Consider the following 17,791-nt stretch of genomic DNA (forward strand, 5'->3'; position numbering starts at 1 on the left):
ATGAAAACCTTTTATGGAACGGAACTGCCCAACCCGCTGATGCTCGGCACGGCCCAATACCCCAGCCCTGCCATTCTGGAGCAGGCTTTCCGTGACAGCGGTGCGGGTGTTGCAACCGTATCCCTGCGCCGTGAATCCGGTGCGGGGCAGACCTTTTGGCAGATGATCCGGGAGCTTGGCGTCCTGATCCTGCCTAACACAGCTGGCTGTCATACAGTAAAAGAGGCCGTGACCACAGCCCATATGGCCCGCGAGGTGTTTGAGACCCCGTGGATCAAACTGGAACTGATTGGGCACACCGACAGCCTGCAACCGGATGTGTTCCAGTTGGTCGAAGCCGCCCGTATCCTGACCGAAGACGGGTTTCAGGTGTTCCCCTATACCACTGACGATCTGATCGTGGGCGAACGCTTGTTAGAAGCAGGGTGCGAGGTGCTTATGCCTTGGGGTGCGCCCATTGGGTCTGGGCGTGGTCTGAACAACGAATACGCCTTGCGCGCTATGCGGGCCGAGTTTCCGGATGTTCCGTTGGTGGTCGATGCCGGTATCGGTCTGCCCAGCCATGCGGCCCACGCAATGGAACTTGGCTATGACGCCGTCCTTTTGAACACGGCCGTGGCTCGCGCCGGGGATCCTGTTCTGATGGCCAAAGCGATGGCGCAGGCGACACTGGCCGGGCAATTGGCCCATCAGGCGGACCCGATTGAGGCGCGCGATATGGCTGAACCCTCGACCCCCGTTGTTGGAAAGGCATTTCTGTCATGACGCTGGACCGTTTTTATCCGATCTTTGATCACTCGGATTGGCTGCGCCGGATGTTGCCGTTGGGTGTCAAACTGGTGCAATTGCGCGTAAAGGATCAGCCTGATGATCAGGTTCGCGACCAGATAGCGGCCTCGCGCGATTTGTGCCGCGATCATGGGGCAGTTCTGGTGATCAATGATTATTGGCAACATGCCATCGATCTGGGATGCGACTGGATTCACCTTGGGCAAGAGGATCTGGATGATGCTGACCTGAAAGCCATCCAAAAAGCGGGTCTAAAGCTGGGTGTTTCAACTCATGACGATGATGAGCTTGAGCGCGTGTTGGCAATGGATCCCGACTATGTGGCACTGGGACCGGTCTATCCAACCATCCTGAAAAAGATGAAATGGCATCAACAGGGCCTGCCCCGCGTGACCGAATGGAAGGCACGTGTTGGCGACATTCCCTTGGTTGGTATCGGCGGCATGAGCGTCGAGCGCGCAGCGGGGGTGCTGGAGGCCGGGGCCGATATTGTCTCGGCCGTGACGGACATCACCCTAAACGCGGATCCCGAAGCACGGGTGCGCGCGTGGATCGAGGCGACGCGATGAGCCGCTATAACCGTCAGACGCTTCTGCCCGAAGTGGGCGCCGAAGGACAGGGCCGCTTGTCTTCAGCTCGTGTTCTGGTGGTGGGAGCAGGCGGGTTGGCCGCGCCGGTCCTGCCGCTTTTGGCCGGGGCCGGCGTTGGGGGGATCACGATTGTAGATGGTGACACTGTGGATCTGTCGAATCTGCATCGGCAAACCTTGTTTGCTGAGGCAGACTGTGGACATCCAAAAGCCGAACGCGCTGCTGACCGGTGCCGTGCATTGAATGCCGAAGTTGAAGTTGTCGCCCTCAATCACGCCCTTACAAGCGAAAACGCGGCTTCCCTGGTGGCGCAAGCCGATGTCGTTCTGGATTGCGCCGACAGTTACGCGGCCAGCTATATCCTGTCGGACACGTGCCTCGCGCAAGGCAAACCGTTAATCAGCGCTTCGGTTCTGGGGCTTTCGGGCTATGTCGGTGGATTCTGCGGCGGAGCCCCATCCCTGCGCGCTGTGTTCCCGGACGCGCCCGATAGTGGGGCCAGCTGCGCTACGGCGGGCGTTCTGGGTCCTGTGGTTGGTGTGATCGGGGCGATGCAGGCGCAGATGGCGCTCAACCTGATCCTTGGGCTGGAGCCTTCGCCCTTGGGCCAGATTGTGCAGTATGACGCGCAAACCCTGCGCAGTACGGGGTTCCGCTTTGACGATGCGCCCGAGCCGAATACGTGCTTCCGCTTCCTATCTGTTAATCAACTGACGGATGCCGACCAAATCGTGGAGTTGCGCGGTATAGAAGAAGCACCAGTTCCAGCACACCCTGACGCCATCCGTATATCACCTGAAAACTTGCAACAGATAGACCCTAATAAAGGGAAACGGCTTGCTCTTTGCTGTGCGACAGGCCTGCGCTCGTGGCGTGCGGCGGAACACATGCAACCGAATTGGCCAGGCGAGATTGTCCTCGTCGCGGCCTCAACCTCGTGAATGAAAAGGAAACGCGAGACATGAAGAAGCTGATGACAGCCATAGCCCTTTTGGCCGCCGCGCCAGCCTGGGCCGAAGACAAGATGACAGTCCTGCTGGATTGGTTCATCAACCCTGACCATGGCCCTATTATTGTGGCTCAGGAAAACGGCTATTTTGCCGAGCAGGGCCTTGAGGTCGAAATCGTCCCGCCCGCGGATCCGTCCGCCCCGCCGCGTCTGGTTGCTGCTGGGCAGGCGGACCTGGCCGTGTCGTATCAGCCCCAGCTACATCTGCAAATCCACGAGGGCCTGCCCCTGAAACGCGTTGGCACACTGGTTGCAACACCCTTGAACTGCCTTTTGGTGCTGGAAGACGGCCCGATCAAATCGCCCGCCGACCTCAAGGGCAAGAAGATCGGTTTCTCTGTCGCAGGTGTCGAAGAGGCCATCCTTGGCACCGTTCTGGGCAAATATGACGTTGCATTGGACGATGTGGAGCTGATCAACGTCAACTTCTCACTCTCGCCCTCGCTGATGACTGGCCAGGTCGATGCGGTTATCGGGGCTTACCGTAACTTTGAACTCAACCAGATGGATATCGAAGGTCGTCCGGGCACTTGTTTTTATATCGAGGAAGAAGGCGTGCCATCTTACGACGAGCTGATTTATGTCGCCAACCCCGAGACGATGGACAAAGACAAGATCGCCCGCTTTTTGGCTGCGACCGAAAAAGCGACCCAGTATATCGTCAACAACCCAGAAAAAAGCTGGGAGATCTTCGCAAGCACGTCGCCTGAACTGCAAGATGAGCTGAACGCCCGCGCTTGGGTCGATACGTTGCCACGTTTTGCACTGCGCCCTGCAGGTTTTGATGCCGGTCGGTATGCCCGGTTCGAGGCGTTCCTGAACGAAAGCGGCATGATCGATAGCATCCTTCCGGTCAGTGATCTGACCATCGATGTTACCGCGCAATGAACGGGTATGGCAAAGCCTTCACGCTGATGCGTGATGCGGCGCAGGGGCCGTGGCGGGACTATACCCGCCACGCCTTTGTCGAAGGAATGAAGGATGGAACGCTGCCGCGTGAGGCGTTTCTTCACTATCTGCGTCAGGATTACGTGTTTCTGATCCATTTTTCTCGTGCGTGGGCTTTGGCAGTTGTGAAATCGGAAACGCATTCCGAAATGCTGACAGCGGTCGGCACCGTGAACGCTTTGGTTGCGGAAGAAATGCAGCTGCACATCGGTATCTGTGAGGCTGCTGGAATCTCACAGGATGAATTGTTCGCCACCCCCGAACGCGCCGAAAATCTTGCATATACGCGGTTCGTCCTCGAAGCGGGATACAGCGGTGATCTGCTGGACCTGCTGGCAGCGTTGGCCCCCTGCGTTATGGGCTATGGTGAGATCGGTACCCGGCTGGCGGAGGAAGCGACGTCCGAGACCTATCGCGATTGGATCAACACCTATGCCGGTGAAGAGTATCAAGGCGCGTGCCAAGCGGTAGGTGAGTTGCTGGATTCGGCTCTAACGCGGCGTATTGGGGCGGATTTTGAATCTTCACCCCGCTGGCATCGTCTGTGTCAAACCTTCCGGACGGCGACGGAATTGGAGGTTAATTTCTGGCAAATGGGCCTAACACCATGACCCGTGCGCCCGGTCTGACAATCAGCGGATCAGCCAAAATCGACGATGCGACCCTGTTTGCACCGTTGACCTTGAAACTGGACGCGGGTGCTTGGACCTGTTTGCTGGGCGGATCGGGCGTGGGAAAAACCACCGTTTTGAGATTGATTGCCGGGCTGGAAACCGGGGCCAAGTTCTTGGGTCAGATCACAGCAAGCGACGGGTTGCCGGTCTCGGATCGGGTAGCTTACATGGCGCAGGATGACCTTCTGTTGCCCTGGGCGACAGTGGCTCAGAACGTTTCGCTTGGCGCACGGTTACGGGGAGAAAAGCCTGATTTGGATCGGCGTGACCGCCTGATCAAACGGATGCGCCTGCAGGATCACATGACCAAGAAACCGACCGAGCTGTCGGGGGGGCAAAGACAGCGCGTCGCGCTGGCCCGTACGTTGATGGAAGACCGGCCCATCGTGCTGCTGGATGAGCCCTTTTCGGCGCTCGACGCCCGGACTCGCGCCGATATGCAGGATCTGGCGGCCGAAGCGCTGGTGGGGCGAACTGTCCTTTTGGTCACGCATGACCCAGGTGAAGCCGCGCGCTTGGGGCAGTCCATTGTTGTCATGACCGAACACGGCCTGACCCCTTGCGACCCGCCTCATGCTCCGGCCCCGCGCAGCGTGGATGATCTGGAAACGCTGGAAACTCAGGGTGCATTGCTGCGGCTTCTGCGGGAGGACGCAGCATGAGGTATCTGTCGGCGCTGGCAGCCACTCTGTTTGCTCTGCTCATCTGGCAAGGGATCGTAACCTTGACCGGATTGCCAAAATTCATCCTGCCCGGACCAGCCGTGGTGGCTGAAACTTGGTGGCAGAACAGGTGGTTAATCGCCGAGCATGCGTGGATCACCGCAGTTGAAGTTGTCATAGGCTTAGCTGTCGGTACGGTGCTGGGCGTCATCACAGCACTGCAATTGGCGAATTCGCGCGCCGCGCGAGTTTTGGTGCAGCCCATGCTGGTGTTCACTCAGGCGCTGCCGGTTTTTGCGTTGGCGCCGTTGCTGACCTTGTGGCTTGGTTATGGTCTATGGTCCAAGGTCGCGATGGCGGTTCTGATCATCTATTTCCCGATCACCTCGTCGTTTTTTGATGGTTTGATGCGAACACCTGCGGGCTTTCTAGACTTAGCGCGCACGATGCAGGCCAGCAAACGTTCGGTCCTGTGGCACATCCGTATTCCGGCGGCGCTGCCATCGTTGGCTTCGGGTATGCGTCTGGCGGCGGTTTATGCTCCGATCGGGGCGGTGATTGGCGAATGGGTCGGCTCGTCGCAAGGTTTGGGCTATCTGATGCTGCTGGCCAATGGTCGCGCCAAGACCGACCTGATGTTCGCGGCGATGCTGACGCTGGGTGTGTTCTCGATCCTTCTGCACATGATCGTCCGCCGTGCCACGGCACGTATGGCAGGAGAGGGTCGTTAACCAATCAGAAACTGATTCTGCGTCAGGGTGAAGCTATGACCCAGAACGCCTTTGCCGAAGCCCCTATGCTGTTTGACACGGACGAAGCGCCCGCGCAGCCGCTGCCGTCAGGTCGGTTACCCTCCTACATAAAAGACCACCGCAAGCGGCTGCGCGAACGGTTCATGGCAGGCGGATCAGCGGCGATGCCGGATTACGAGTTGCTGGAACTGGTGTTGTTCCGGTCGATACCCCGGCAGGACGTGAAGCCGCTGGCGCGTGGTTTGATGGATGCGTTTGGCGATTTCAACCGCGTGTTGACCGCGCCGGAAGAACGTCTGCGGCAGATCAAAGGCGTGGGCGATACCGTGATCACGGATCTCAAGATCCTCGAGGCCTGCGCCCATCGGATGGCGCGTGCACGTGTGATGCAGCGGCATGTGATCTCGGGTTGGGATGCGCTGCTGGATTATTGTCACACCACCATGGCCCATCGCGAAACCGAGCAGTTTCGGGTGTTTTATCTGGACAGAAAAAACGTTCTGATCGCTGATGAAGAACAGGCCAAAGGAACCGTTGATCACGTACCGGTCTATCCGCGCGAGGTTGCAAAACGGGCGCTGGAGCTGAATGCTTCGGCCTTGATATTGGTCCATAACCACCCGTCTGGTGACCCGACGCCCTCGCAGTCGGACATCGACATGACCAACCGTATTCAGGATGCCTGTTCGGCCTTGGGGCTAACCCTGCACGATCACCTGATCATAGGAAAATCGACCGAGTTGAGCTTTCGGTCGGAAGGATTCCTGTAGCGCTTACTGAACCCAGATTTCGACCCGACGGTTAACTTTGCGGCCCCATTCCGTGTCATCGCAGGCCATTGGCATCGCCTCACCAAACCCTTCGGCTGAAACCTCGATACCTTCGGGCAGTGACGATTCCACAGCCGCCAGCACAGCGTTGCGCACGGTTTGCGCGCGCCGCAAGGCGATGCGGGCATTGGTGGCGGCCCCGCCGTCACCGTCGCTGAAGCCCGCAAACACCAGCTTGCGCGCCTTCAGCGTTCCGGTCTCAAGCATCTGGGCCAGTTGTTGAATGTTTGAACGAGACTGTGCGTCGGGGCGCGAAGAGCCGGGTTCGAATCGAACAGACAAGGATAGGCGCGAAAGTGGGCGCAGCGTGTCGATCATGCGCTGCAACTCCTCCAACCCGACCTCGGAGCCGCCTGTTAAGATGGCATTGGCCAGCCGGTCGCCCTGCACGTCAACCGGCAGGTTTTCGGGCGATTGATCCACATACCCCGCGCCCCGTATCGCCATCTGAGCCTCTGGGCTTTGGGTGTATGCCAGAAACTGTCGCGCGATCCGTGGCAGGCGTCGGTCCGGGAGGTAAAGGAACATCGGCAGAGTCAGCGGATAATCCTCGGTCTTGATAGATTGTCGGGTCGCGGCAAGAGGATGTCCGCATCCTCCGGTCAGTGGCAGGATGCGGGTGGTATTAGCTGTGGCTTTGCTGGCTATCCCAATTGAAAAGGGATCTTTTGCGACAGAGTCTGTCAGATCGCGGATTCGGCTGTGCGGGGTCGCTGTCGGCGACAACTCTGCATCCACGGTTTTCAAAACCTGGTCTTCAACAGCTTGCGAAAGCCCGGATCCTATTTCCGGGACATGCAAAGCAATCGGCGCGTCTGGGCCGCCCAAATCCGCCCAATTGGTCACGTCCCCGGACAGGATGCGGGCTAAATCTGCCATTGAAATCTGCTGCATCATGTTGTCCGGGGCCACCACCGGGACCATGGCGTCCAGAGCAATGACCCGCGATCGCCGCGCCCGTTTCAGGTCGCCCAAGCCTGCGGCCTCGGCGACTTCGCGCTCTGTATCGCGCACTTCGCGCTGGGCCATCACGATATCCGTCTGATCTTCGATCAGGTCGCGGAATCCACGCGCCGTCGTGCCTACATCAAAATAAAACCGCGCCAGCGGTGCCGAGCGCTCAGCCTGTCTTAGTTCGTAGACAAAGCTGTCCGAATCCACACGCGCCGGGGTTGCGGTCAGGCTTTCTTGTTGCGCGAAGCCAATGATCAGCGCGGGCAGTACCGTTTCAGCCATAACGGATGAGCCGGAAAACCACAGCTCGGCCACAAAATCGGTCAGGTTCGGGCAGGCTGGACCGTCACATGTAACGCCCGATCCATCCACCGTGAGTGTGCCAAACTGCGTCTCTACGCGATAAAACTCGCCGTCAAAGCCCAGCAGATTGCCGGTCACTTCGACCTTGCCGTCATGCGACGTCAGCGTGATGTCCTGCGCCAGAGCGCCAGTGGCAAATGAAATCAGCGCAGCTGCCGCTACACGGAATAATGTCATAAGAGAGCCGAACCTGCCTGCGGATTACTTTGCCGCAATTGTCAGGTCTGAGAGCAGATTTTTCAACACCAGAAACTCACCAGCCTGTGAACAATCAGGCAGGGTCAGCGACATGTCGCGTGACCGCAAGCGACGGTCTGGCAGAAGCTCTAAAGCTTGCACGTTCAGCGTGCGCCCACAATTTGCTTCTGTCACTTCGGCCTCGACCGTCAGGTCAATTGTACCGGACTGATCCGATGCGCCTGCAGGAAAAGAATACACTTCGATATTCTGTGCCTTTTCGTGACCGATCTGACCCAGGCGCAAAACCTTTCCGGCGCCTTTGGCCGATGCGTCATCCCATACATGGCCATCGCCGCCATAGCTGGCGCCGAACTCCAGAGCATGGATCTGCAATTCGGTCTCACCCTGCCATTGCAGGGCAACGCGATTGTATTGAGCAATGTCGGTGACGTGAGTGGTGGCGACAGTGCCGGTTTCATCTTCGAACGAAATCAGGAAAATCGCGTATTCCGACAAGGCCGGGATGTTCATTTGCAACCCGCCAGAGGCATCGGTCATTTGACTGACCGTCAGGCCACTGTGATGGACCTCAACTCGTTCTTCCGCGTTGCATGGCGCTTTGAGCGAAACACGCGCCATCGCGCCCGAAACCGCAACCGCACGGGCACTGATATTGCAATCCGACGGTTTGAGCGCGGAAGGAACCCCGCGAGGTGCCGAAGCTGCATTGCCGGGATTTGCATCAGAGGGTGTGGCAGAGGTCAAAACAATATCTTCCAGTCCCGACAGAACCGAAGACTGTTCGGATGCCGAAGCGACATCAATTCCAGCCTGCGCACCGTCGGGCTGCGCAGATGATCCGTTTTGCATCAGGTAGCCGATGCCCAAAGCACAGGCGACGGTACCGCACATGGTCACGTAGTTGCGAACTACAAACAAGACACCCTCCCCAGTTGAAGGAGCAGCTTGCACTCTCGTTACGAATCGCGGCCAATTTGTGGCCGCGAGACGGACTCATTGTGATCAGTGTGTGTTGACGTTAGGTCAATCGGCCGTGGCAATGTTTGAACTTTTTGCCAGAGCCGCAGGGGCAGGGGTCGTTCCGCGACGGGTTACCCCAGGTTGACGGGTCATTCTCATCAAACCCTGGCAGTGCATCACCGGATGCTGCAGCTTCGGCTTTGGCTTCGGCCTGACCAGCGGCCTTGTCCACCGCCTGTTGCGCCTGCGCTTGTTGCGCAGCCATCTGGGCGAGCATTTCTTTCTGCTCGTCCTCAGTTAGCGGACGCACGCGCGACAATTGCTGAGTCACGGTTTCGCGCAAGCTGTCCAGCATACTTTCGAAAAGTTGGAAGCTTTCGTTCTTGTATTCGTTCAGTGGATCGCGCTGTGCGTAACCGCGAAAACCGACGACCGAACGCAAATGTTCCAACGTCAGCAAATGCTCGCGCCATTTGCTGTCGATAGTTTGTAGCAATACCTGTTTTTCGATATTGCGCATGTTTTCCGGACCAAAGGCGACGGCTTTCTGGGCCATCATCTCATCAGCGGCTTTGATCAGACGTTCGCGTACTTGCTCGTCATCCACGCCTTCCTCGGCGGCCCAGTCCTGAACCGGGGCGTCGATGGTCAGCTTATCCTTGATCGACTCGTGCAGACCATCGGTATCCCATTGATCGGCATAGGATTTCGGCGGCATGTACTCATCGATCAGATCGTCGATCACCTGCTCGCGCATATCCGAGACGATTTCGGACAGGTCATTGGCCGACATGATTTCGCGGCGTTGGGTAAAGATCACCTTACGCTGATCGTTCATCACGTCGTCAAATTTGAGAACGTTTTTCCGCATGTCGAAGTTGCGGCCTTCGACCTTGGACTGCGCACGTTCCAGCGACTTGTTCACCCAAGGGTGGACGATCGCCTCGCCTTCTTTCATGCCCAGCGTGGTCAGCACCTTGTCCAGACGTTCCGAGCCAAAGATGCGCATCAAATCGTCTTCAAGGCTCAGGTAGAAAACGGTGCGGCCCGGATCGCCCTGACGGCCCGAGCGGCCACGCAGCTGGTTGTCGATGCGGCGGCTTTCGTGGCGTTCCGAGGCCATGACGTATAGACCACCAGCAGCCAGAACCTTTTCTTTTTCCTCAGCGTGGCGCGCTTCTTCTGCGGCTCGCAGTTCCGACGGATCAGCCTCGGGGTTTTCGGCCAGCGCCTTCAGCACTTTCATTTCGACATTGCCGCCGAGTTGAATGTCGGTGCCGCGACCGGCCATGTTTGTGGCAATCGTCACGGCGCCCAAACGGCCTGCATCAGCGACAATTTGCGCTTCCTGCTCGTGTTGGCGGGCGTTCAGAACGTTGTGCTCGATGCCTTCCTTGGTCAGCATCTGGCTCAACAACTCGGACTTCTCGATCGAAGTGGTGCCCAGCAGAACCGGCTGACCTTTTTCCTGCGCCTTTTGGGTTTCGCTGATCATTGCACCATATTTTTCCATTGCGGTGCGATAAACTTGGTCATCCTCGTCGATACGGGCAATTGGCTTGTTGGTTGGAACCTCGACCACGCCCAGACCGTAGATTTCCTGAAATTCCTCAGCCTCGGTCAACGCGGTCCCGGTCATACCGCCCAGCTTGTCATACAAGCGGAAATAGTTCTGGAAGGTCACGCTGGCCAGCGTCACGTTTTCTGGCTGGATCTGCACACCCTCCTTGGCCTCAATCGCCTGGTGCAGGCCTTCCGACAGGCGGCGACCCGGCATCATACGGCCAGTGAACTCGTCGATCAGAACAACGTTGCCGTCCCGGACAATGTAATCCTTGTCCCGTTGGAAAAGCTTGTGCGCGCGCAGACCCTGGTTCACGTGGTGCACGACCGTGGTGCTTTCGGGGTCATAAAGGGAATGACCTTCGGGAATCAGGCCCGCCTGTAACAACTGAGCTTCCAGAAACTCGTTGCCCTCGTCCGTGAAGGTCACGTTGCGCGACTTTTCATCCAAACTGAAATGGTCATCGCTCAGCGTTGGGATCAGCGCGTCAATCGCGGTGTACAGATCCGAGCGGTCCTGTGCAGGCCCCGAGATGATCAGCGGCGTCCGCGCCTCGTCGATTAGGATCGAGTCGACCTCGTCCACAATCGCGAAGTTGTGGTGTTTCTGATAAACCTGTTCCAGATCTGCCTTCATGTTGTCGCGCAGATAATCGAAACCCAGCTCATTATTGGTGGCATAGGTGATGTCGCACTTATAAGCGGTCATCTTTTCATCATCGGGCTGGCCCGACCAGATCACACCGGTGGTCATGCCCACGGCGGCAAACACCTTGCCCATCCATTCCGAGTCGCGCTTGGCCAGGTATTCGTTCACCGTGACCACATGCACGCCCTTGCCGGTCAAAGCGTTCAGATAGGCAGGGAAGGTCGCGACCAGTGTCTTGCCCTCACCCGTTTTCATTTCCGAGATATTGCCCTGATGCAGAAAGGTTCCGCCCATCAACTGCACGTCAAAGGCCCGCAAACCAAGCGCGCGCTTTGCACCTTCGCGCACGTTGGCAAAGGCTTCGGGCAGCAGACTGTCTAGGCTTTCGCCATCCAGCGCCCGTTTGCGCAGTTCTTCCGTTTTTTCGATCAGGCCCTGATTCGACAGTTTCTCAAATTCGGGTTCCAATGCGTTGATCTTTTCGATCAGGGGGCGGGTCGCCTTGATCTTGCGGTCGTTCGGTGTTCCGAACACCTTTTTGGCGAGCGTTCCGAGTCCCAGCATGTTCACTCCAGCGGATCTGTTCTTGTCTTGGTTGCGACAGGCTTGCCCACCTTGCGCGCAACCCATAGATACGGGGGGTGAAAGGCGGCCCTGTCCAAGGCTTCAAAGCGATGTAAGCGGCAGGTTCCAGAGTGTCAACGCTGCGCCCTGTCGCGGCAAGGAAATAGGATGATTCAATGCCCAAAGGCCTCACTTTTCTGCCATCGCTGGCTCTGACTGCCATGATGGCGCTGCCGCTGGCCGCCGAAACCCAGCCCGATGCGTCCACAGTTGTTGCGCGTGTGAACGGTGATGAGATCACACTTGGTCACGTGATAGCAACCGTTGCCGTTTTACCCCCGCAGTATCAGCAGGCAGAAGACGACGTTTTGTTCGACTTTGTTCTGGAACAATTGATCCAGCAACAATTGCTAGGTCAGCAGCAAGATGACCTGAACACTGAAAACGCCCTGCGTTTAGAGAATGAAGAGCGATCGCTGCGTGCGGTACAGACGGTCGCCGCGTTGACAGAGGCTGCGGTCACGGATGATGCCATTCAAGCGGCCTATGATGCGCAATTCAAAGATTTCGCAGGCGAAGACGAATTTGATGCCAGCCACATCCTTGTCGAGACCGAGGAAAAAGCAAAAGAGCTTAAGGTGCAGCTGGATGAAGGTGCCGACTTTGCCGAGCTTGCGCGCGAAAACTCGACTGGGCCGTCCGGCCCCAATGGGGGTGCGCTGGGTTGGTTTGGCAAGGGCCAAATGGTGCCAGAGTTCGAAGGCGCCGTGATCGCGCTTGAAAAAGGGCAGGTCTCGGATCCGGTTCAGACGCAATTTGGCTGGCATCTGGTCAAGCTGAATGACACGCGCAAGACCGAAGCGCCTGAATTGGACGTTGTGCGCGAAGAACTTGTGCAGACGATCCAGCAGGACGTCATTCAGGCCCGTATTGATGAGCTTACGCAACAGGCACAGATCGAGCGTCCCGCGCTGGATGGTGCAGGCCACGAAATGATGCGCCAACTGGACCTGATTCAGGAGTAAAGACCCGTGGCCAAGATTACCAAGGTTTCACCGCTGGCCCCAGCGTCATGCCCTGACCTGCCCGCGATTGACGGTGTGCGCTTCGCCACCGTCGAGGCCGGCGTGCGTTATCAGGGCCGTACCGACGTCATGCTGGCCGTTTTGGACCCAGGCACTTCGGTCGCCGGGGTCTTTACCCGCTCGGCCACACGGGCTGCGCCGGTGCTGGACTGTCAGGACAAGATCGGTGGATCCAGTGATGGGCCCGCGGCGATTTTGGTGAACTCGGGCAATGCCAATGCCTTTACCGGTCACTATGGCCAGACCTCGGTGGCCGAGGTGACGCATGCCGTGTCCAAGGCCACCGGCGTTCCGGTAGAACGCGTCTTTACTTCGTCCACAGGGGTGATTGGTGAACCGTTGCCCCATGACCGTATCGTTTCGCAGCTTGAGACGTTGAAATCCGGCCTGAGCCGCCATGCTATCGAGGATGCAGCACGGGCCATCATGACCACCGACACCTTCCCGAAAGGGGCGTCTGATCAGGTCGAGATTGACGGGAAAACAGTCTCTATTGCTGGGATTGCGAAGGGGTCCGGCATGATCGCGCCCGATATGGCGACAATGCTGGTCTATATTTTCACAGACGCGCAGGTTGAACAATCCGCGCTGCAATCCATGCTGAGCGCGCAGACTGACCTGACCTTCAACTGCATTACCGTGGACAGCGATACGTCGACCTCGGACAGCCTGCTTCTGTGCGCCACCGGGGCATCTGGCGTGAACGCCACTGGCAATGCCGCCTTTGCCGAAGCGCTGGAAACCGTGATGCTGGACCTCGCGCAACAGGTCGTGCGTGACGGGGAAGGGGCCACGAAATTCGTAGAAATTCGTGTGACCGGAGCCGCCACGGACGCCGATGCCAAAACCCACGGGCTGGCTATCGCCAACTCTCCGCTGGTCAAAACCGCCATCGCGGGCGAGGACCCCAACTGGGGTCGTATCGTCATGGCCATTGGCAAATCTGGCGCGGCGGCGGATCGTGACCTGCTGAGCATCTCGTTCGGCGACATTCTGGTGGCGGAAAAAGGTTGGGTCAGCCCTGACTACCGTGAGGAGGATGCGGCCGAATACATGAAGGGTCAGGACCTTGTGATCGCGGTCGACCTTGGACTGGGCGAAGGCAAATCCACCGTTTGGACCTGCGACCTGACCCATGGCTACATCGAGATCAACGCGGATTACCGTTCATGAAGACAGTGTTAGTGTCTGCTGTTGCCCTGATCGACATCGAGGGCCGTGTCCTGCTGGCCCAACGCCCTGAGGGTAAATCCATGGCCGGTCTGTGGGAATTCCCCGGCGGCAAGATCGAACCCGGCGAAACCCCCGAAGCCGCGCTGATCCGCGAATTGCACGAGGAACTGGGCATCGACACCTGGGCCTCGTGCCTCGCGCCGTTGACCTTCGCCAGTCACAGTTATGATGATTTCCACCTGCTCATGCCGCTGTTCGCTTGCCGCAAGTGGGAGGGGATACCGCAATCGAGAGAAGGTCAGGCGCTGAAATGGGTGCGCGCGAATGACCTACGGAATTATCCGATGCCTGCCGCGGATGTGCCGCTGATCCCGATTTTGCGGGACTGGTTATAGGTTCGAGCAGCGTTTTTGTACCTAAACAAGCGTATCCGACTTAGACCTAACGTGGTTTATTTTATGATTTGTCCTGATCACGACATCGCGCGGGCCAGGATCATTCATATTTAATAACCACCGCTTCGAAATCGCCTCGGCTGATCACCTCTGTGTGATGGCCTTTCCCGTGTTTGTCTTCCATGTGCCACACGTCACCTGGCCAGATTTCCCGAGCTTCACCATCGCTTGCGGTAACTTTCACCGCGCCCTTCAAGCAGATGAGTCTTTGTTTGACAGGTGTAGGATGAATTGGCTCGTTCCACCCCGCTCTCAACCTGAGAAATAGAACTTGTCGGGTGGGCTCTGGTTCCGAAATCTCGATCTCTCGGGCCGGTGGGGCAAAGCTGCGTTCGTTCAGAATCACGGGCACATCTTCCCAATGGCTTTCACCTTTGTGATCAGAGAAAAGTCTGAAAAAATGCACAAGTTGATCCCTTCAAATTTAGTAATTGCTGACCACATGATAGGAGAAAATCCGTCCTGCAGATCAAGAGATCAAAACTGATTTTTCCGCCAAAAAACGCCAACCGCCAACGAATTCTGGCAGGTTGCACAGCTTGTACAGCTCGAAACACCGTCCATCCAACCCTGTTACAATTCGTAAGAATTGAGAAAACATCAGGCAAAACTTGACGTTGATCTTTCCTGCGTCCCTTATCGGGACATCGGCATTCGGGGCGTGTTCCTGATCTGTCGTTTCCGGCTCGGAGGAGGGGCCGGATGGGGAGGAGAAAAAGATTGGCTCAGACGCAGTCGGGCGCCGAAGGGATGACGTCCCTTCCGGCGCTGCTACACCGCAATGTGACCCAGTTCGGGGATTCCCCGGCCTATCGGGAAAAAGAATTCGGGATCTGGCAATGCTGGACCTGGGCGGAAGCCGCCAAGGAAATTCGAGCGATTGCGCTTGGGTTTCTGGAATTGGGCGTTGAGAAAGGCGACCATATCGCCGTCATAGGCCGCAACCGTCCTGCGCATTATTGGTCGATGGTTGCCGCGCAGATGGTGGGCGCGGTGCCTGTGCCTCTGTATCAGGACTCGGTCGCCGAAGAGATGGCCTATGTGCTGGAACACTGTGGTGCGAAATACGTCGTCTGCGGCGATCAGGAGCAGGTCGACAAGGTCATCGAGATTCAGGAAAACCTGCATCAAGTCAAACACATCCTCTATACCGACAAGCGCGGGATGCGGAAGTATGACCACAGCCAGATGAACGCGCTTGATGACATTATGGCCGAAGGCAGTGCCGGTCATGCACGGTTTGACGCTGAATTGGACAAGCGCATTGCGGCGATCACTTACGACGATACCTGCGTGATGCTTTATACCTCGGGCACCACGGGCAAGCCCAAGGGTGTGGTGCTGTCGAACCGCAATGTCATTGAAAGCGCAAAGAATTCTGCAGAATTCGATCACCTGACCCGGAATGAGGACATTCTGTCCTATTTGCCAATGGCTTGGGTGGGCGATTTCATTTTCTCGATCGGTCAGGCCTATTGGTGCGGCTTCTGCGTGAACTGCCCAGAAAGCGCTGACACCATGATGACGGACCTGCGCGAGATCGGGCCGACCTATTTCTTCGCACCGCCGCGCGTGTTCGAAACGCAGCTGACCAATGTGATGATCCGGATGGAGGATGCGGGCAAGCTGAAGCAGCGCATGTTCCACCACTTCATGGCGCATGCCAAGAAGGTTGGTGGTCTGTTGTTGGACGGCAAGCCGGTGGGCTTTGGCGACAAGCTAAAATACGCGTTGGGCAATCTGCTGGTCTACGGCCCGCTCAAGGATACGCTTGGCTATGGCCGTTTTCGCGTCGGCTATACGGCGGGTGAGGCGATTGGGCCGGAAATCTTTGATTTCTACCGCTCTTTGGGCATCAACCTGAAACAGCTTTACGGTCAGACCGAGGCAACCGTCTTCATCACTGTACAGCCGGATGGCGAGGTGCGTGCCGATACAGTTGGCGTTCCCGCGCCGGATGTGGAGTTGAAGATCGACGATAAGGGTGAAATTCACTATCGCTCGCCTGGTGTGTTTGTTGAGTACTACAACAATCCCGATTCGACTGCCTCGACAAAGGATGCCGAGGGGTGGGTGGCCACCGGGGATGCGGGATTCATTGAAGAGACCTCGGGTCACTTGCGGATCATCGATCGTGCAAAGGATGTGGGCAAGATGGCCGACGGGTCGATGTTTGCGCCGAAATATGTCGAGAACAAACTGAAATTCTATCCCGATATCCTAGAAGTTGTCCTGTTTGGCAACGGCAAGGATCGCTGTGTCGCCTTTATCAATATCGACCTGACGGCAGTGGGGAACTGGGCCGAGCGTAACAACGTGGCCTATGCGTCATATCAGGAACTGGCGGGTCATCCCCGCGTGTTAGAGACGATTCGCGGCCATGTGGAAGAGGTCAACAAATCGGTCGCGGCAGATGAAATGCTGTCGGGCTGTCAGGTGCATCGCTTTGTGGTTCTGCACAAGGAACTGGATGCCGATGATGGCGAGATGACCCGGACCCGCAAAGTGCGCCGCGGCTTTGTCGAGGACAAGTTCCACGACATCATTGCTGCGCTATATGACGGGTCCGAGAGCGTTTCGACCACCACCGAAGTGACCTATGAGGATGGCCGCAAGGGCTCGATTTCTGCAACTCTGGAGATCGTAGACGCACCGGTTGTGCCGGTCGCGCAGCACAAGGTTGCGGCGGAATGAGCGCCGCTCGACCTGCCGCCCATCTTCTCGTTTTCGTGTCAGGGAGTAACTGATGCTGGATAATTCCGAAGGATATGTCACCGAAGACGGCCGCCAGATTGGCGGTGTGGTGATGGAGATGAAAAACATCACCCTACGCTTTGGCGGTGTGGTGGCGATCAAGGATATCTCGTTCGACATTCGCGAAGGTGAGATCCGCGCGATCATTGGGCCGAACGGGGCGGGTAAGTCCTCGATGCTGAACGTGATCTCGGGCTTTTACGTCCCGCAAGAGGGCGAAGTTTGGTTCCACGGATCAAAGCGCCCGCCAATGCGGCCTTATGAGGTTGCGCAACAAGGCATCGCACGGACTTTTCAGAACATTGCTCTGTTCGAAGGTATGAGCGTTCTGGACAATGTCATGACCGGGCGGCTGAGCTTTATGAAAACCAACATGTTTCAGCAGGCTTGGTGGAAGGGCAAGGCCGAGGCGGAAGAGACAGAGAACCGTGAGGCGGTCGAAAAGATTATCGATTTCCTTGAGATTCAGCATATCCGCAAAACGCCGGTGTCCCGCCTGCCTTATGGTTTGAAAAAACGCGTCGAACTGGCGCGAGCGCTGGCGGCGGAACCCAAGCTGCTGCTGTTGGATGAACCCATGGCAGGCATGAACGTTGAAGAGAAAGAGGACATGAGCCGCTTTATCCTCGACGTGAATGATGAGTTTGGCACAACGATTGCTCTGATCGAACATGACATGGGCGTTGTGATGGACCTGAGCGATCGGGTGGTCGTGATGGATTATGGCAAGAAGATCGGGGACGGCACACCGGACGAGGTGCGCAACAATCAAGAGGTCATCGACGCCTATCTGGGGGTCAGCCATGATTGATATCC

General features: G+C 57.4%; 17 protein-coding genes. 13 read left to right on the plus strand and 4 right to left on the minus strand.

All coding sequences use genetic code 11. The features are described from left to right. The 8 genes from GOV91_RS05010 to radC are packed head-to-tail and all read left to right on the plus strand — an operon-like array spanning position 1 to position 6,194. Positions 1-765, plus strand: coding sequence for a thiazole synthase (locus tag GOV91_RS05010; RefSeq protein WP_171184599.1), 765 nt, complete (start codon positions 1-3; stop codon positions 763-765). Then, entirely contained in the window at positions 762-1,358 is a 597-nt protein-coding gene (locus tag GOV91_RS05015) for a thiamine phosphate synthase (RefSeq protein ID WP_171234669.1), read from the plus strand. Before GOV91_RS05010 ends, GOV91_RS05015 begins: the two co-directional genes overlap by 4 nt. Then, complete coding sequence (locus GOV91_RS05020; RefSeq protein ID WP_171178571.1) at positions 1,355-2,320, plus strand: HesA/MoeB/ThiF family protein; 966 nt, start codon at positions 1,355-1,357, stop codon at positions 2,318-2,320. Before GOV91_RS05015 ends, GOV91_RS05020 begins: the two co-directional genes overlap by 4 nt. A gap of 20 nt (positions 2,321-2,340) precedes the next feature. Further along, positions 2,341-3,276 carry an ABC transporter substrate-binding protein gene (locus tag GOV91_RS05025; RefSeq protein WP_171234670.1) on the plus strand — a complete coding sequence of 312 codons (936 nt, stop codon included), beginning with the start codon at positions 2,341-2,343 and terminating at the stop codon, positions 3,274-3,276. Continuing rightward, entirely contained in the window at positions 3,273-3,947 is a 675-nt protein-coding gene (gene tenA, locus GOV91_RS05030) for a thiaminase II (protein ID WP_171234671.1), read from the plus strand. Before GOV91_RS05025 ends, tenA begins: the two co-directional genes overlap by 4 nt. Beyond that, on the plus strand, positions 3,944-4,672 hold the full coding sequence (locus GOV91_RS05035) for an ABC transporter ATP-binding protein (protein ID WP_171234672.1): 729 nt from the start codon (positions 3,944-3,946) through the stop codon (positions 4,670-4,672). The genes tenA and GOV91_RS05035 overlap by 4 nt, the downstream gene beginning before the upstream one ends. Next, a complete protein-coding gene (locus GOV91_RS05040) occupies positions 4,669-5,403 on the plus strand; it encodes an ABC transporter permease (RefSeq protein WP_171234673.1) in 735 nt (244 codons plus the stop codon). Before GOV91_RS05035 ends, GOV91_RS05040 begins: the two co-directional genes overlap by 4 nt. Positions 5,404-5,438: 35 nt before the next feature. Then, a complete protein-coding gene (gene radC, locus GOV91_RS05045; RefSeq protein ID WP_171234674.1) occupies positions 5,439-6,194 on the plus strand; it encodes a DNA repair protein RadC in 756 nt (251 codons plus the stop codon). A 3-nt stretch (positions 6,195-6,197) separates the two neighbouring features. On the opposite strand, the gene GOV91_RS05050 is transcribed toward radC, so the two are convergent. From GOV91_RS05050 to secA, 3 genes are all read right to left on the minus strand, one after another. Then, positions 6,198-7,748, minus strand: coding sequence for a phosphate ABC transporter substrate-binding/OmpA family protein (locus GOV91_RS05050; protein WP_171234675.1), 1,551 nt, complete (start codon positions 7,746-7,748; stop codon positions 6,198-6,200). A 24-nt stretch (positions 7,749-7,772) separates the two neighbouring features. Further along, positions 7,773-8,690 carry a hypothetical protein gene (locus tag GOV91_RS05055; RefSeq protein WP_171234676.1) on the minus strand — a complete coding sequence of 306 codons (918 nt, stop codon included), beginning with the start codon at positions 8,688-8,690 and terminating at the stop codon, positions 7,773-7,775. A 100-nt stretch (positions 8,691-8,790) separates the two neighbouring features. Next, complete coding sequence (gene secA, locus GOV91_RS05060; RefSeq protein ID WP_171234677.1) at positions 8,791-11,508, minus strand: preprotein translocase subunit SecA; 2,718 nt, start codon at positions 11,506-11,508, stop codon at positions 8,791-8,793. Between the two features lie 176 nt (positions 11,509-11,684). Here secA and GOV91_RS05065 point away from each other — a divergent pair, with 176 nt between their 5' ends. From GOV91_RS05065 to mutT, 3 genes are read left to right on the plus strand one after another with little or no spacing between them, the layout of a single operon-like run. Then, a complete protein-coding gene (locus GOV91_RS05065; protein WP_171234678.1) occupies positions 11,685-12,533 on the plus strand; it encodes a peptidylprolyl isomerase in 849 nt (282 codons plus the stop codon). 6 nt (positions 12,534-12,539) lie between these two features. Then, complete coding sequence (gene argJ / locus GOV91_RS05070) at positions 12,540-13,766, plus strand: bifunctional glutamate N-acetyltransferase/amino-acid acetyltransferase ArgJ (RefSeq protein WP_171234679.1); 1,227 nt, start codon at positions 12,540-12,542, stop codon at positions 13,764-13,766. Further along, the gene (gene mutT, locus GOV91_RS05075; protein WP_171234680.1) at positions 13,763-14,161 is read left to right on the plus strand and encodes an 8-oxo-dGTP diphosphatase MutT; all 399 of its coding nucleotides are present in this window, start codon (positions 13,763-13,765) and stop codon (positions 14,159-14,161) included. Before argJ ends, mutT begins: the two co-directional genes overlap by 4 nt. Before the next feature lie 100 nt (positions 14,162-14,261). Here the strand turns inward: mutT and GOV91_RS05080 are convergent, their stop codons facing one another. Then, entirely contained in the window at positions 14,262-14,627 is a 366-nt protein-coding gene (locus tag GOV91_RS05080) for a cupin (protein WP_171234681.1), read from the minus strand. A gap of 344 nt (positions 14,628-14,971) precedes the next feature. Between GOV91_RS05080 and GOV91_RS05085 the strand changes: the two genes are divergently transcribed. Both GOV91_RS05085 and GOV91_RS05090 read left to right on the plus strand, forming a co-directional pair. Next, a complete protein-coding gene (locus tag GOV91_RS05085; RefSeq protein ID WP_171234839.1) occupies positions 14,972-16,915 on the plus strand; it encodes an AMP-binding protein in 1,944 nt (647 codons plus the stop codon). Between the two features lie 52 nt (positions 16,916-16,967). Beyond that, a complete protein-coding gene (locus GOV91_RS05090) occupies positions 16,968-17,786 on the plus strand; it encodes an ABC transporter ATP-binding protein (protein WP_171092927.1) in 819 nt (272 codons plus the stop codon). The last annotated feature ends 5 nt before the right edge of the window (positions 17,787-17,791 follow it).

Origin of the sequence: Ruegeria sp. HKCCA6837 (assembly GCF_013034475.1) — a bacterium.
GTDB lineage: Bacteria > Pseudomonadota > Alphaproteobacteria > Rhodobacterales > Rhodobacteraceae > Ruegeria.